Raw genomic sequence first — 12,875 nt, forward strand, 5'->3', positions numbered from 1 at the left:
CGGGTCGGTCAGCGGGCGCCGGTCAGCACCTCGGCGGCGGCCCACCCACTGGCCCGGGTGGCACCGTGGGTGGCCAGGTGCACCGACCCGGTCACCAGCTCCGGCACGCCCAGCTCGACCACGACCGCGTCCGGCCGGGCGGCCAACGCGCGGTGCACGGCGGACCGCATCCAGTCGTGCCGGTGCAGGTCACGGACCACCAGGACCAGAGGGCGGGTGCCCGCCCCGGCTCCCGGATCGGCCGGCACGTCGGGCTCGGCGTAGCGGACCGTGCTGGTGCCGGGCAGCAGCTCGCCCAGGGGCGCGCCGATCCCCCACGGGGTCTCCGCGCCGATGGCGATGTTGCGAAGCGGCTCGAACTCGACGACGTACGCCGGACGGGTCAGCGGCAGCGCGTCCGTCGCGGTCCGGGAGGCGGTGACCCGGACGGCGCGGCGGGCGGCGACCAGCCCGACGTCGGCGGCGTCGCGCCCGGCCGACCCCGCGGTGCGGGCGGCCATCGTCCAGGCGGCGAGCTGCCCGACCCGCTTGGCCGCCTCGGCGAGTCGCTCCTCGGGAAGGTCACCGGAGACGACTGCGGCGACGATGGCGTCGCGCAGCTCACGCGCCGCCTGCTCGTCGGCCCGCTCGCCGCCGATGCAGATCGCGTCGGCCCCGGCCGCCAGGGCGCGGACGGTCGCCCCGGCGAAACCGTACCGGTCGGCGACCGCGCGCATCTCCACCGCGTCGGTCACCACCACACCGGAGAAGCCCATCTCGTCGCGGAGCAACCCGCCCAGGATGCGCTGACTCAGCGTGGCCGGCAGCTGCGGGTCGAGCGCCGGCACCAGCAGGTGGCCGGTCATCACCGCCTGCACGCCGGCGGCCACGGCGGCCCGGAACGGGGCCAGCTCGCAGGCGTCCAGCCGGTCCCGGTCGGCGGTGATCCGGGGCAGGTCGTGGTGGGAGTCGACGCGGGTGTCGCCGTGCCCCGGGAAGTGTTTGGCGCAGGCGGCCACGCCGCCGGCCTGGAGCCCACGCACCCAGGCGGCGGTGTGCCGTGCCACCAGCGCCGGGTCGGCGCCGAAGGAGCGGACGCCGATCACGGGGTTGTCCGGGTTGGAGTTGACGTCGGCGTCCGGGGCGTAGTTGAGGGTGACCCCCGCCGCGGCCAGCTCGACGCCGAGGTCCCGGGCGACCGCCTCGGTCAGCGCCGGGTCGTCGACCGCGCCGAGGGCGAAGTTGCCGGGCCGGGAACTGCCGTGCACCGACTCGAGCCGGGTGACGTCGCCGGCCTCCTCGTCGATCGCCACGATGACGTCCGGCCGCTCGGCGCGCAGCGTCGCGGTGAGCGCCGCCACCTGCCCGGGGTCGACGACGTTGCGGGCAAAGAGCACCACCGAGCCGAGGCCCTCACCGAGCCAGCGGCACACCCACGGTGGTGGGGTGGTGCCGACGAACCCGGGTTGCAGGACGGCGGCGGCGAGCGCCGGAAGGTGGCCGGCGGGCGTGGTCACACCGCCCCCTCAGGACGACCGGTCTCGATCGCCGGCGTCGGTGCGCCCCCGTCGACCCGCTGGTTGCGCTCGCTCATGCGGCCCCCGTACCCCATCTCTCGCGCGCCATCGGCGCACCGCCACCGGCCGGCGGTCATGCCATGGTCACACCGGGCGATTCAATAGTCAATAAACCTTACAGTTGCCTCAGGGCGCGCTCCCCGGGAGAGTTCGGGGATGGATCCCGCCCTGCTGGCCGACGCGACGAGCCCGGCCGACATCCCCGGCGTACGCCTGCTCGGCCTGGTGGTCGGCGCCCTGCTGCTGCTCGCCGCGATCCGGGCGATGTTCGGCCGGCGCTGAGCGAACGGACCCCGGCCGGCCGGTGTGGCCGACCACGCCCGGGGTACGGCTCTCCCCAACAGCAGGTCCGCGCGCCGAAGGGGAGACCATGAAGATCGGATACTTTCTGTCCAGTGAGGAGTTCACGCCAGCCGAGCTGCTGGAGCAGGCGCAGGGTGCCGAACGGGCCGGCTTCGAGGCGCTGTGGATCTCCGACCACTACCACCCCTGGGTGGACGCGCAGGGCCAGAGCCCCTTCGTCTGGTCGATGATCGGCGCGCTCAGCCAGGTCTGTTCGCTGCCGGTGACCACCGCCGTGACCTGCCCGACCGTGCGGATCCACCCGGCCGTGATCGCGCAGGCGGCGGCGACCAGCGCGGTGCTGCACGGCGGGCGGTTCGTGCTCGGCGTCGGCACCGGCGAGGCGCTCAACGAGCACATCTTCGGCGACGCCTGGCCGCAGACCGACGTCCGCCTGGAGATGCTGGAGGAGGCCGTCGAGGTGCTGCGCGAGCTGTGGGGCGGCGGCTTCGTCAACCACCACGGTAAGCACTACACCGTCGAGCACGCCCGGATCTACACGCTGCCCGACACTCCCCCACCGATCCACGTCTCCGGCTTCGGTCCGAAGGCCATCGACCTCGCCGCACGCATCGGTGACGGCTACGTGAGCACGATGCCCGACGGCGAGATGGTCCGGCGCTTCCGCGAGAACGGTGGCGGCGACAAGCCCTGCCAGGCCGGCTTCAAGGCGGCGTACGCGGACAGCGAGGACGAGGGGATGCGCATCGCGTACGAGCGCTGGCCGAACGCGGGGGTGCCGGGTGAGCTGTCCCAGGTGCTGCCCTCACCACGACACTTCGAGCAGGCCTCCGAGCTGGTCAAACCCGAGATGTTGAAGGAGGCGTTCGTCTGCGGCAACAGCGCGGACGCGCACCTGGAGATGATCGACCAGTACGCCAAGGCCGGCTTCGACGAGGTCTACGTGGCCAACACCGGCCCGCACCACCGGGGCCTGTTCGACCTCTACCAGCGCGAGGTCCTGCCCCGGCTGCGCTGACCGACCCTGCCCTACCCTGCCCATGATCGTCCGAACGCGTTTCGGCGGTCATGGGCTCGGGTACCTCCGGCCCTCGATGAAACTGTCCATGCATTCGATGACGTTGCGCCGCGCGGCCCGGAGCCTGTTTGGCTGGAAGGCGCTACGGCCCAACCAGTTGGCCGCCATGCGCGCGGTGATGAAGCGACGTGACGCCCTGGTGGTGTTGCCCACCGGTGCCGGCAAGTCGGCCATCTACCAGATCCCGGCCAGCCTGATCCCCGGCCCCACCGTGGTGATCTCCCCGCTGCTGGCGCTCCAACAGGACCAGATCGCCGCCCTCAACGAGCGGCAACGCCCGGAGCTGCGGGCGGTGCGGATCAGCTCGAACGAGACGGCAACCCAGCAGGCCGAGGCGATCAGCGAGGTCCGCGAGGGCCGGGCGGAGTTCCTGTTCATCACCCCGGAGCAGCTCAGCAACCCCGAGCGGATGGCCGAGGTCGCCGCGCTGAAGCCGGCGCTGGTGGCGATCGACGAGGCGCACTGCATCTCCGCGTGGGGGCACGACTTTCGCCCCGACTACCTGGCACTCGGGCACCTCATCGAGGGCATCGGCCGGCCGCCGGTGGTCGCGCTCACCGCCACCGCCTCCCCACCGGTACGCGACGACATCATCGCCCGCCTGCGTCTGCGCGATCCGGATGTGGTGATCTCCGGGCTGGACCGGCCCAACCTGTTCCTGGAAGTGGCGCACTGCCCCGACGAGGACTACCGGTGGCGGCGGCTGATGACGCTGCTGCGCGACGAGGGGCGGCCGGGGATCATCTACGTGCCGACCCGCCGCGGCTCCGAGGAGTTGGCCGCCCGGCTGACCGACGCCGGCTTTCCGGCGCTGTCCTACCACGGCGGGATGCCGGTCGGCGCCCGCGCGGAGCTGCACGAGGCGTTCCTCGCCGACCAGGTCCCCATCATGGTCGCGACCTCGGCCTTCGGGATGGGCATCGACAAGCCGAACATCGCCTGGGTGGTGCACATGGCGCTGCCCGACTCGCCGGACAGCTACTTCCAGGAGATCGGCCGGGCCGGGCGCGACGGGCAACCCGCCCGGGTGCTCCTGCTCTGGCGGGCCGAGGACGTGGGCCTGCAACGGTTCTTCAGCGGCGGCCTGCCCGACGCCGACGAGCTGCGCGACCTGGCCGCGTTGCTGCGCCGCAAGCCGGCCACCAAGACCGAGCTGCGCGAGGCCACCGGCCTCGGGCCGCGCAAGCTGGGCCAGTATCTCGCCCTGCTGGAGCAGGTCGGGGCCGCCGAGCCGCGTACCCGGCAGCGCATCGGCGCCCCGCGCTACTCCCCCACCCCGGTGGACGCCGCAGCGGCGGCGCTGGCCGAGGCGGAGCGCCAGCAGACCGTGACCCGGTCCCGCACCGACATGATGCGGGCCTTCGCCGAGACCAACGCCTGCCGGGGGCAGACCCTGCTGGCGTACTTCGGCGAGCAGATGACCGACGTCTGCGGCCACTGCGACAACTGCCACAACGGCACCAGCGTCGCCGACCAGGGCGCGGTCGGCCCGTTCCCGGTGCACGGCCGGGTGCGTCACCCGGAGTGGGGCCGGGGCCTGGTGCTCTCCTACGAGGACGACAAGATGACGGTTCTCTTCGACGAGGTCGGGTACAAGACGTTGTCGGTGCGCGTGGTGTCCGAACAGGGCCTGCTGACCCTGGACTAGCCTGACCCGGGCGCCGTGTCGGGCCCGGTGGATCGACCAACCAGAGCACCGATTGACCAAGTAGCAGGGCGGAAGGGGCGTTGCCGTGATCGAGCAGCCGGCGTACACAGGTTTCGGTTTCTCCGACGGGGAGTGGGGGCTGCTGGTCGGCCTGCCACAGTCGATCCTGACCGCGGCGAGCGCCGCCGAGTCCGACGGCACCCGCCGGACCATGGCGGAGACCGCGGCCGGCCTGGAGACCATCTCCGCCGGCCGGGAGTCGGCCAGCCCGTTGGTCGCCGCCGTGGCCGGTGAGATCGTCACCCGGGTGGGTGACCCGGAGGCCGGCGCCGAGCTGCCGGTCATCGCGCCCGACGACCCGCGCGCGCTGATCGACGACGTGCTGCTGCGGGCCGGCGAGGCCGCCGCGCTGCTGGCCACCCGTGTCGACGAGGGCGAGGCCGGCGCGTACAGGCACTGGCTCGTGCAGATCGCCGAGCAGGTGGTGGGTGCCGCGTCCAGCGGTGGGCTGCTGGGCATCGGCGGCGAATCCGTCAGCGACTCGGAGCGGCGCTTCCGCGACCGGCTCGCGCAGGTGCTCAACGACTGACCGACGACAGCGACGGATCGGTCGGCTCGGCGGCCAGCGCCGCGGGGTCGGCCGGCCGGACGCCGCGTAGCGTCGTCAACGCGGTGACCGCGCCCACCAGCATCGCCACCATGGCGGCGACGGCGGCGAGGTGCAACCCGTCGGTGAACGCCACCCGGGCCGCGTGCAGCACCGCGTCGGCCAGGTCCGCCGGCAGGGCCTGTGCCACCGCGAGCGCGCCTCCCAGCGTCTCCCGGGCAGCGTCACCACTGTCGGCGGGCAGGCCGGCAGGCAGGCCGTCGAGGATCTCGCGGTGGTAGACCGCCGCGCCGACACTGCCGAGGATCGCCATCCCCAGCGCGCCGCCCAGCTCACTGCTGGACTCGGTGAGCGCCGACGCGACACCGGCCTGTTCGGCCGGCGCCGCACCGAGGACCAACTCGGTGACGAGTGACATCACCATGACCAGACCACCCGCGTAGACGCTGGCGCCGACGAGGAGCAGCCAGAGCGGCGACTCCGGCGTGACGCGGGTCAGCACCACGAAGCCGAGCACGGCGATCCCGAATCCCGCACCGATCAGGTACGCCCGCTCGACGCGCTGGGCCAGCGCGGCGGCGGCCGGCGCGACCACGCCCACGGCGAGGGACGGCACCAGGCTCCACAGTGCCGCCCGCAGCGGGCTCAGGCCGAGCACCAACTGGAGGTGCTGGGTGGTGAAGATGGCGAAGCCGACCAGGGCGAACATCGCCAGCAGGTTGACCGCGAGCGACCCGGCGAAGCCGCGGCGACGGAACAGGTCAAGGTCGATCATCGGGTACGCGCGGGTCCGCTGCCGGTGCAGGAACAGCGCGCCCACCAGCAGGCCGGCGACGATGACGAGCACCCGCACCGGGCTGACGCCGTCGCGGGCCATCTCCTTGATGCCGTAGATCACCGGGAGCAGCGCGCCGAGGGACAGGGCCCCGCTGACGAGGTCGAACCGCCCGGTCGCCGGGTTGCGGGACTCGGGCACCAGCATCGGGGCGAGCAGGAGCAGCATCAGCATCGCCGGGATGTTGATCAGGAAGATCGAACCCCACCAGAAGTGCTCCAGCAGGATGCCGCTGAGCACCGGGCCGATCGCGATGCCACCGGTGAGCGTGGCGGTCCAGATGCCGATGGCGGTGCCGCGCTGCCTGGCGTCGTGGAACAGGTTGCGCACCAGGGCGAGCGTGGAGGGCATCAGGGTGGCCCCACCGACGCCGAGCAGGGCGCGCGCGGCGATCAACGTCACGGCGCTGTCGGCGTACGCGGCCAGCAGCGACGCCGCCCCGAACGCGGTGGCGCCGATCAGCAGGAGCCGACGTCGGCCGATGCGGTCGCCCAGCGCGCCCATGGTGATGAGCAGCCCGGCCAGCACGAACCCGTAGATGTCGAAGATCCAGAGCTGCTGTGCGCCGGTGGGGCGCAGCTCCTCACTGATGAACGGAACGGCGAAGTAGAGAACCGAGACGTCCATCGAGACCAGGAGCAGCGGCAGCATCAGCACCGTGAACCCGATCCACTCCCGCCGGCCTGCCCGTGGTGTCGGCGCGGTCGTCGTCGTCATGATCAATTCTCCTTCTGCGTATGTCGTACGCTGTTATGCGTAGACCATACGCAGAACTAGGATGGCGAGGCAAGGAGGAAATGTGGCGGCACAGACAGACGACAGCGGGCCAGTGCTCCCGCCAGCTATCGAGAGCGCCTGGGGGTTGCGGGAACGCCCACCGAAAGGGCCTCGACCGGGGATGAGCGTGCCCACCATCGTGGACGCCGCCGTACGGGTGGCCGACGCCGACGGGCTGGCCGCCGTCTCGATGAGCCGGGTGGCCAAGGAGTTGGGGGCCGCCACCATGGCCCTCTACCGGTACGTCGGGTCGAAGGACGAGCTGCTGATGCTCATGGTGGACACCGGCTACGGCCCCTCACCCGGGCCGCCCGCACCCGAGGACAACTGGCGGGCCGGTCTGACCCGCTGGGCCTGGGCCGAGCACGACGTGCTGCGACGCCGGTCCTGGCTGCTGCACGTGCCGATCAGCGGTCCGCCGATCACCCCTCAGCAGCTCGGCTGGCTGGAGGACGGGCTGCGCTGCCTCGACGGCACCACCCTCGCCGAGGGCGAGAAGATGTCGACGCTGCTCCTGATCACCGGGTACGTCCGCAACGAGGCCACCCTCACGTCCCAGATCGCCGAGGGCAGCCAGGCGTCCGGCGTCGCGCCGAACGAGATGATGCCCGCGTACGGCCGGATGCTGTCCCGGCTCATCGACCCGGCCCGCTTCCCGGCACTGCACCGGGTGCTGAGCGCGGGCGTGCTCACCCAGGACGACGACCCGGACGACGAGTTCGCCTTCGGCCTGGACCGGATCCTCGACGGCGTCGAGGCACTCATCGAACGTCGAACGGGCTGAGGCGCCGGATGCTACCGAGAGACACCATCGACACCACCGTCCTGCCCCCGGGCGAGCGGTTCGGGATGTGGCTCGACCTGGTCGCACGCACATCGGCGCCACTGCGCATCCAGTCCGCGCACGCCGACGACTTCGCCGCCCGCGCCGACTTCATCACGCTCGGCCCGATCCAACTCGTGGAATACCGGTACCCGTCACTGGACGCCACCCGCACCCAGAAGCTGGTCCGCCAGTCCGACCCGGAGCTGTACATCCTCGCCTACACCACCGGCGGTATCGGCACGTCCAGCCAGGACGGTCGCCGCAGCGAGATCCTGGCCGGGGAGTTCACCTTCTACGACGGTTCCCGACCACACGACGTCTGCCACCACGCGACAGAGCCGGAACGGGACCAGGCGACCTCGATCATCACGTTGATCCCGCACGCCGCGCTGCCGCTGCCGCCGCAGCGGATGGCCGCGCTCTACGGCGGGCGGATGTCCGGCAGCGAGGGGATCGGGGCGCTGCTGGCGCAGTTCCTGTTGCAGGTGACCAGGCACCCGGAGCAGTACCATGCCGCCGACGCGAGCCGGCTCGGCGCGGTGGGACTGGACCTGGCCACCACCATGCTCGGCCGGCACCTGGTCGCCGAGGACGCCGTACCCACCGAGGTACGCCGCCGGGCACTGCTCGCCCAGGTGCAGGCGTACGTCCACCGGCGCCTGGGCGACGCGACACTCAGCCCTCGGGTCGTCGCCGACGCCCACCACATCTCGGTGCGGTCCCTGCACCGGTTGTTCGAGGGTGAGGAGACGACGGTGGCGTCGTACATCCGGGATCTGCGACTGGCCCGGTGCCGGCGCGACCTGTCCGACCCGGCGTTGCGCGACCAGCCGGTGCAGACCGTCGCGGCGCGCTGGGGGTTCTCCGACAAAGCCCACTTCAGCCGGGCGTTCCGGACAGCGTACGGGGTGAGCCCACAGGAACATCGCGACGGCAGCTCGCATCCGGCGCGGATCGTCAACCGCGCGGCATCCGTGGTCAACAGGGGACGGGCAGACTGACACCAGCGTGGCCGACCGTTCCTCGGTGGGCCGCCAACGGGGGCCGTGGCGAGGCGCCCGCCGCGCGAATGCGGCGGGCGGCCGCCCGGTGGCATCCCGACCACGCCCGAGTCTCCGGCCCCGCCACTTCCCCCCAGGATCGTCGGCGGGGCCGGTCAGGCCCTCTCCAACAGCTCCAGGACGACCCGCTCGACCTCCTCGCGGGGCGCCAGCGGGTCCACCGACGCCACCACCCCGTCGTGGTAGAGGTCGACCAGCCGCGGATCCACGTACGACGCCCGAGCCACCGTGGGCGTGTTGCCCAGCAGGTCGGCCACCTCGCGCATCACGGCGACCACCGCCCTGCGCCGGGCGGTCACCGAGCGGGCCGGGCCGGCGGTGGCCAGTTCGGTGGCGGCGAGCACGGTCGCGTGCCAGGTGCGGAAGTCCTTGGCGGTCATCGCCCCACCACTGGCATCGCGCAGGTAACCGTTCACCTCGTCGCTGCGCACGTCCCGCCAGTCCCGGCCGTCCCAGTAGCCGAACAGCCGGTCCGCCCGCCGCCGCCGACGGCGCAGATCGACCAGCACCTGGCACAACTCCGGGTCCTCGATCCGGCGCACCTGCTCGATGCCACCCTTCGCCGGAAACACCAGGACCACGCAGCCGCCCCGGGACCGGGCATGCTCGGGACGCAGGGTGGACACCCCGTACGTCGGGTCGTCGCCGACCGCGTACTGGTCACTGCCGACCCGGAACATTCCCATGTCCAGCAGGCGGGCCACCGTGGCGAGCACCCGGTCCCGGTTCAGCCCCCGGCCGTCCAGGTCGCGCCCCACCCGCTCCCGCAACGCCGGCAGTCGGCGGGCCACCTCCAACATGTGGTCGAACTTCGCCTCGTCCTGCTTCTCCCGCCACCGTGGGTGGTAGACGTACTGCTTGCGTCCGGCCGCGTCGATCCCGATCGCCTGGATGTGGCCGTTCGGGTACGGCGAGATCCAGACGTCCCGCCAGGCCGGAGGGATGACCAACTCCCGTAGCCGGCCCAGGACATCCGTGTCCCGGACCGGAGCGCCGGTCGGGTCGACGAAATGCCAGCCCCGGCCGCGCCGACGCCGTCCGTACCCCGGTCGACCCGGGTCGCTACGCCGCAACCGCACCGGAGACCCGCACCACCCTCTCCACCTCGGCCACGGCGGCCAGCACCTCGTCGAGACGCAGGGCCGCCATCGTCGGGTGGCTCCCTACCCCGTCCCAGCTGGGCCAATCTCCCTCGCCGGCCCAGAGCACCCGGTGTCGGGGCCGGTCCGGTGGCGGTCCCCAGCGCGCCGGTGGGACCGGCCCGAAGAGAACCACCGACGCGGTGCCGTACCCGGTCGCCAGATGAGCCACCCCGGTGTCCCCGCTGACCACCAGCCGGGCGTCGGCCACCAGCGCGGCGAGCGTGCCGAGGTCGGTCCGGCCGGCCAGCACGGCGTCGGACCCCAGGCCGGCCGCCTCGGCCACCCGCGCCGCCAGGGCCCGCTCGTCGGCCGATCCGGTGAGCAGCACCCGGTGGCCCTGGTCGGTCAACGCCCGGGCCAGCGCGGCGAACCGCTCGGCCGGCCACCGCTTGGCGGGCACCTTGCTGCCGGGATGCAGCACTGTCACACCTGTCGGCAGACCGCCCGACCCGGGCCGGCGCAGGCCGAGGTCGGTGCGGTCGGCCGGAATGTCGTACCAGGACAGCAGCCGGCACCACCGGTCCACCTCGTGCTCGTCGTCGGACCACTGCGGACCCTCGGCGCGGCCGGCGTCCGGGTTAGCGAAGGCGAGCAGCCGGTCGGGCCGGGTGGCGGCGAGCAACCGGTGCGACTGCGGGCCGCGCCCGTGCAGGTTGACCGCGACCTGCGGGGCCGATCCGACCCGGATGGGCCGGTCCAGTCCGGAGGTGTCCACCAGCCGGTCGACGCCGCCGACCAGGTCGACGAGCGGGGCCAGCCCGGCGGGCGCGGCGAGCGCCAGCTCCCGTGCGGGGTAGGCGGCCCGCAGCGCCCGCAACGCGGGCACCGCGGTCACCAGGTCGCCGACGCCGAGGGCGCGCAGCACGAGGATCACGGGTACGACGTCTCCTGCTCGGCGCAGACCACCAGCTCGCGCACCGCGCAGCCGGGCGGCTGGTTCAGCGCGAACATGATCGCGGCGGCGGTGTCGGCGGGATCGTTGAGGATCGCGTCCGGTCCGGGTTTGTACTGCGGGTCACGCTCGTCGAAGAACGCCGTGCGCATCCCGCCCGGGATGAGCAGGGTGACGCCGACCTGACCGGCGAGCTCGGCGGCGAGCGCACGGGTGAAGCCCACTACCCCGAACTTCGCCGCGCAGTACGCGGTGGCGTCGCCGACCGCCTTGACACCCAGCGTGGAGGCCACCGTGACGATGCGGCCCCGAGACGTCAGCAGGAACGGCAACGCGGCCCGGATCACCGCCGCGGTGGCCAACAGGTCGACCGCGACGATGCGGTCCCAGGTCTCGCCCGGCACGTCGGCGAGTCGACCCGGCACGTCCGTGCCGGCGGCGGTGACCACCGCGTCCAGGCCGCCGGCCTGCTCGGCGAGGTGCTGGGTGGCCACCTCGGCGGCCCTCGTGTCGGCCAGGTCGCACTCGGTCCAGGACACCCCGTCGGCAGGCGGCTGCCGGTCCAGCACCACCGGTCGACCGCCGGACGCGGCCACCGCCGCGACCACCGCCGCGCCGAGCCCGCTGGCACCACCGGTGACCAGGACCGTCGGCCCGGCTCCGGGCCGGGTGGCGGTCATCGGGTCCGCCCCGCGAGCGTACGGACGATCATGTCGGTGGTGGACCTACCGTCCAGGTAGGGCACCACCACAGTGCTCCCGCCCCACCGGCGCAGGACCTCCGCCTCCGGCAGGGTGGTGGCGTCGTCCCCGCCGCCGGTGGCGTAGTCGCCGCCCTTCACCCAGACGTCGGGGCGTACCCAGGACAGCGCCGCGTCCGGGGTCGGCTCGTCGAAGACGAGTACCGCGTCGACGCAGCTCAGTGCGCTGAGCACCCGACTGCGGTCACCCTCGGACATCACCGGGCGCTCCGGACCCTTCAACCCGGCCACGCTGGCGTCCGAGTTCAGGCAGACGATCAGGCAGTCGCCGAGCTGCCGGGCGGCCTGCAGGGTGGCCACGTGACCGGCGTGCAGAAGGTCGAAGCAGCCGCCGGTCGCCACCACCGTGCCGCCGGCGGCGCGTACCTCCTGCAGGAGCGTGGCGACCGCGGCGACTCCCACCCGGTCACCGGCCGGCCTCACCGCGACACCTCTCGGCAACGACCGGGGGGCGCCCCGGCCGGGCGCGCTCCTCGCGGGCGCCAGGTCGGACGGTAGCGCCGCGGCCACTCCCCCGCCGGCCACGAACCTGGACGCCTCGGCGACCGCCGCCTGCACCGCCTCGGAGACCAGCGCGCCCTCGGCCAACGCGAGGCTGGCGGCGGCCGCGAACCGGTCGCCGGCCCCGCAGGTGTCCCCCTCGGCACTGCCCGGGGTCGGCACCACGAGCGGCGTCGACCCGGCGTGGCAGAGCAGCGCGCCGTCACCGCCCAACGTCACCGCGACCGCACCCGCCCGCCAACGACGCCGTAGACCCTGCGCACCGCGCGACGCGGTGGCCAGCCGGGACGCGCCGGGCACCGCCGGGACCAACTCGCGCACCTCCGACTCGTTCGGGGTGGCCAGGTGGACACCGGGCACGGCGGCCGGGCCACGCGGGTGTGGGTCCCACACCACCGGTGCGCGGGTCGCGGCCAACGCGTCGCGCAGCGCGGGCTGCCGGGCCACCCCCCGGCCGTAGTCGCTGACCAGCACCGCCGACGCCGAGCCGATCACCCGCAGCACCTCGTCGGAGGGCTGGCCCGGCTCCCCGGACGCGCCACCTCGGTCGTGGCGCAGCAGCACCCGACCCCGAGCCCGCAGCCGGATCTTCTCCGGCGTCGCACCGGGCAGGGCCAGCGGGTACACCTGCACTCCGGCGGCGGCGAGCAGCGCGCTCAGTCGGGCGCCGCCGGCGTCGTCGGCGAGCGCGGTCACCAGCACCACCTCGGCGCCCTGCGCGGCGGCGAACACCGCGGCCAGACCGGCGCCACCGGGCCGGTCGACGGCCGAGGTCTCGTCGAGCACCGGCACCGGGGAGTCCGGGCAGAGCCGGTTCACCACCCCCTCCACGTCCCGGTCGAGCAGGGTGTCGCCGAGCACCACCACGGGTCCCCTCACGCTTGCCTCC

At 73.4% G+C, this 12,875-nt stretch carries 12 protein-coding genes; 6 read left to right on the plus strand and 6 right to left on the minus strand.

Features of this window, described 5'->3' with window-relative positions; translation table 11 throughout:
- Positions 1-8: 8 nt before the first annotated feature.
- Positions 9-1,496 carry a glycoside hydrolase family 3 N-terminal domain-containing protein gene (locus ABGB10_RS27095; RefSeq protein WP_347663810.1) on the minus strand — a complete coding sequence of 496 codons (1,488 nt, stop codon included), beginning with the start codon at positions 1,494-1,496 and terminating at the stop codon, positions 9-11.
- A 216-nt stretch (positions 1,497-1,712) separates the two neighbouring features.
- Here ABGB10_RS27095 and ABGB10_RS27100 point away from each other — a divergent pair, with 216 nt between their 5' ends.
- The 4 genes from ABGB10_RS27100 (at position 1,713) to ABGB10_RS27115 (ending at position 5,174) form a co-directional block, all read left to right on the plus strand.
- Positions 1,713-1,838 (plus strand): hypothetical protein, encoded by a 126-nt coding sequence (locus tag ABGB10_RS27100; RefSeq protein WP_255421242.1) that lies wholly within the window; start codon positions 1,713-1,715, stop codon positions 1,836-1,838.
- 88 nt (positions 1,839-1,926) lie between these two features.
- Complete coding sequence (locus ABGB10_RS27105) at positions 1,927-2,877, plus strand: TIGR03557 family F420-dependent LLM class oxidoreductase (protein WP_347663811.1); 951 nt, start codon at positions 1,927-1,929, stop codon at positions 2,875-2,877.
- A gap of 76 nt (positions 2,878-2,953) precedes the next feature.
- Positions 2,954-4,585: a RecQ family ATP-dependent DNA helicase gene (locus ABGB10_RS27110; RefSeq protein WP_347663812.1), complete on the plus strand. Its 1,632-nt coding sequence runs from the start codon at positions 2,954-2,956 to the stop codon at positions 4,583-4,585.
- 85 nt (positions 4,586-4,670) lie between these two features.
- A complete protein-coding gene (locus tag ABGB10_RS27115) occupies positions 4,671-5,174 on the plus strand; it encodes a hypothetical protein (RefSeq protein ID WP_347663813.1) in 504 nt (167 codons plus the stop codon).
- Here ABGB10_RS27115 and ABGB10_RS27120 read toward each other — a convergent pair.
- Positions 5,164-6,744 carry an MFS transporter gene (locus tag ABGB10_RS27120; RefSeq protein WP_347663815.1) on the minus strand — a complete coding sequence of 527 codons (1,581 nt, stop codon included), beginning with the start codon at positions 6,742-6,744 and terminating at the stop codon, positions 5,164-5,166. The genes ABGB10_RS27115 and ABGB10_RS27120 overlap by 11 nt on opposite strands.
- A 181-nt stretch (positions 6,745-6,925) precedes the next feature.
- On the opposite strand from ABGB10_RS27120, the gene ABGB10_RS27125 reads away from it, so the two are divergent.
- Positions 6,926-7,588 (plus strand): TetR/AcrR family transcriptional regulator, encoded by a 663-nt coding sequence (locus tag ABGB10_RS27125; RefSeq protein ID WP_347663907.1) that lies wholly within the window; start codon positions 6,926-6,928, stop codon positions 7,586-7,588.
- 8 nt (positions 7,589-7,596) lie between these two features.
- A complete protein-coding gene (locus ABGB10_RS27130; protein WP_347663817.1) occupies positions 7,597-8,631 on the plus strand; it encodes a helix-turn-helix domain-containing protein in 1,035 nt (344 codons plus the stop codon).
- A 155-nt stretch (positions 8,632-8,786) separates the two neighbouring features.
- Here the strand turns inward: ABGB10_RS27130 and ABGB10_RS27135 are convergent, their stop codons facing one another.
- The 4 genes from ABGB10_RS27135 to ABGB10_RS27150 are packed head-to-tail and all read right to left on the minus strand — an operon-like array spanning position 8,787 to position 12,865.
- On the minus strand, positions 8,787-9,770 hold the full coding sequence (locus tag ABGB10_RS27135; RefSeq protein WP_347663819.1) for a DNA topoisomerase IB: 984 nt from the start codon (positions 9,768-9,770) through the stop codon (positions 8,787-8,789).
- On the minus strand, positions 9,754-10,707 hold the full coding sequence (locus ABGB10_RS27140) for a glycosyltransferase family 9 protein (protein ID WP_347663820.1): 954 nt from the start codon (positions 10,705-10,707) through the stop codon (positions 9,754-9,756). Before ABGB10_RS27140 ends, ABGB10_RS27135 begins: the two co-directional genes overlap by 17 nt.
- Positions 10,704-11,405 (minus strand): SDR family oxidoreductase, encoded by a 702-nt coding sequence (locus ABGB10_RS27145; protein WP_347663821.1) that lies wholly within the window; start codon positions 11,403-11,405, stop codon positions 10,704-10,706. Before ABGB10_RS27145 ends, ABGB10_RS27140 begins: the two co-directional genes overlap by 4 nt.
- Positions 11,402-12,865, minus strand: coding sequence for a PfkB family carbohydrate kinase (locus ABGB10_RS27150; protein ID WP_347663822.1), 1,464 nt, complete (start codon positions 12,863-12,865; stop codon positions 11,402-11,404). The genes ABGB10_RS27145 and ABGB10_RS27150 overlap by 4 nt, the downstream gene beginning before the upstream one ends.
- Positions 12,866-12,875: the final 10 nt, after the last annotated feature.

It is taken from the genome of Micromonospora sp. B9E7, assembly GCF_039871815.1.
Lineage (GTDB): Bacteria > Actinomycetota > Actinomycetes > Mycobacteriales > Micromonosporaceae > Micromonospora.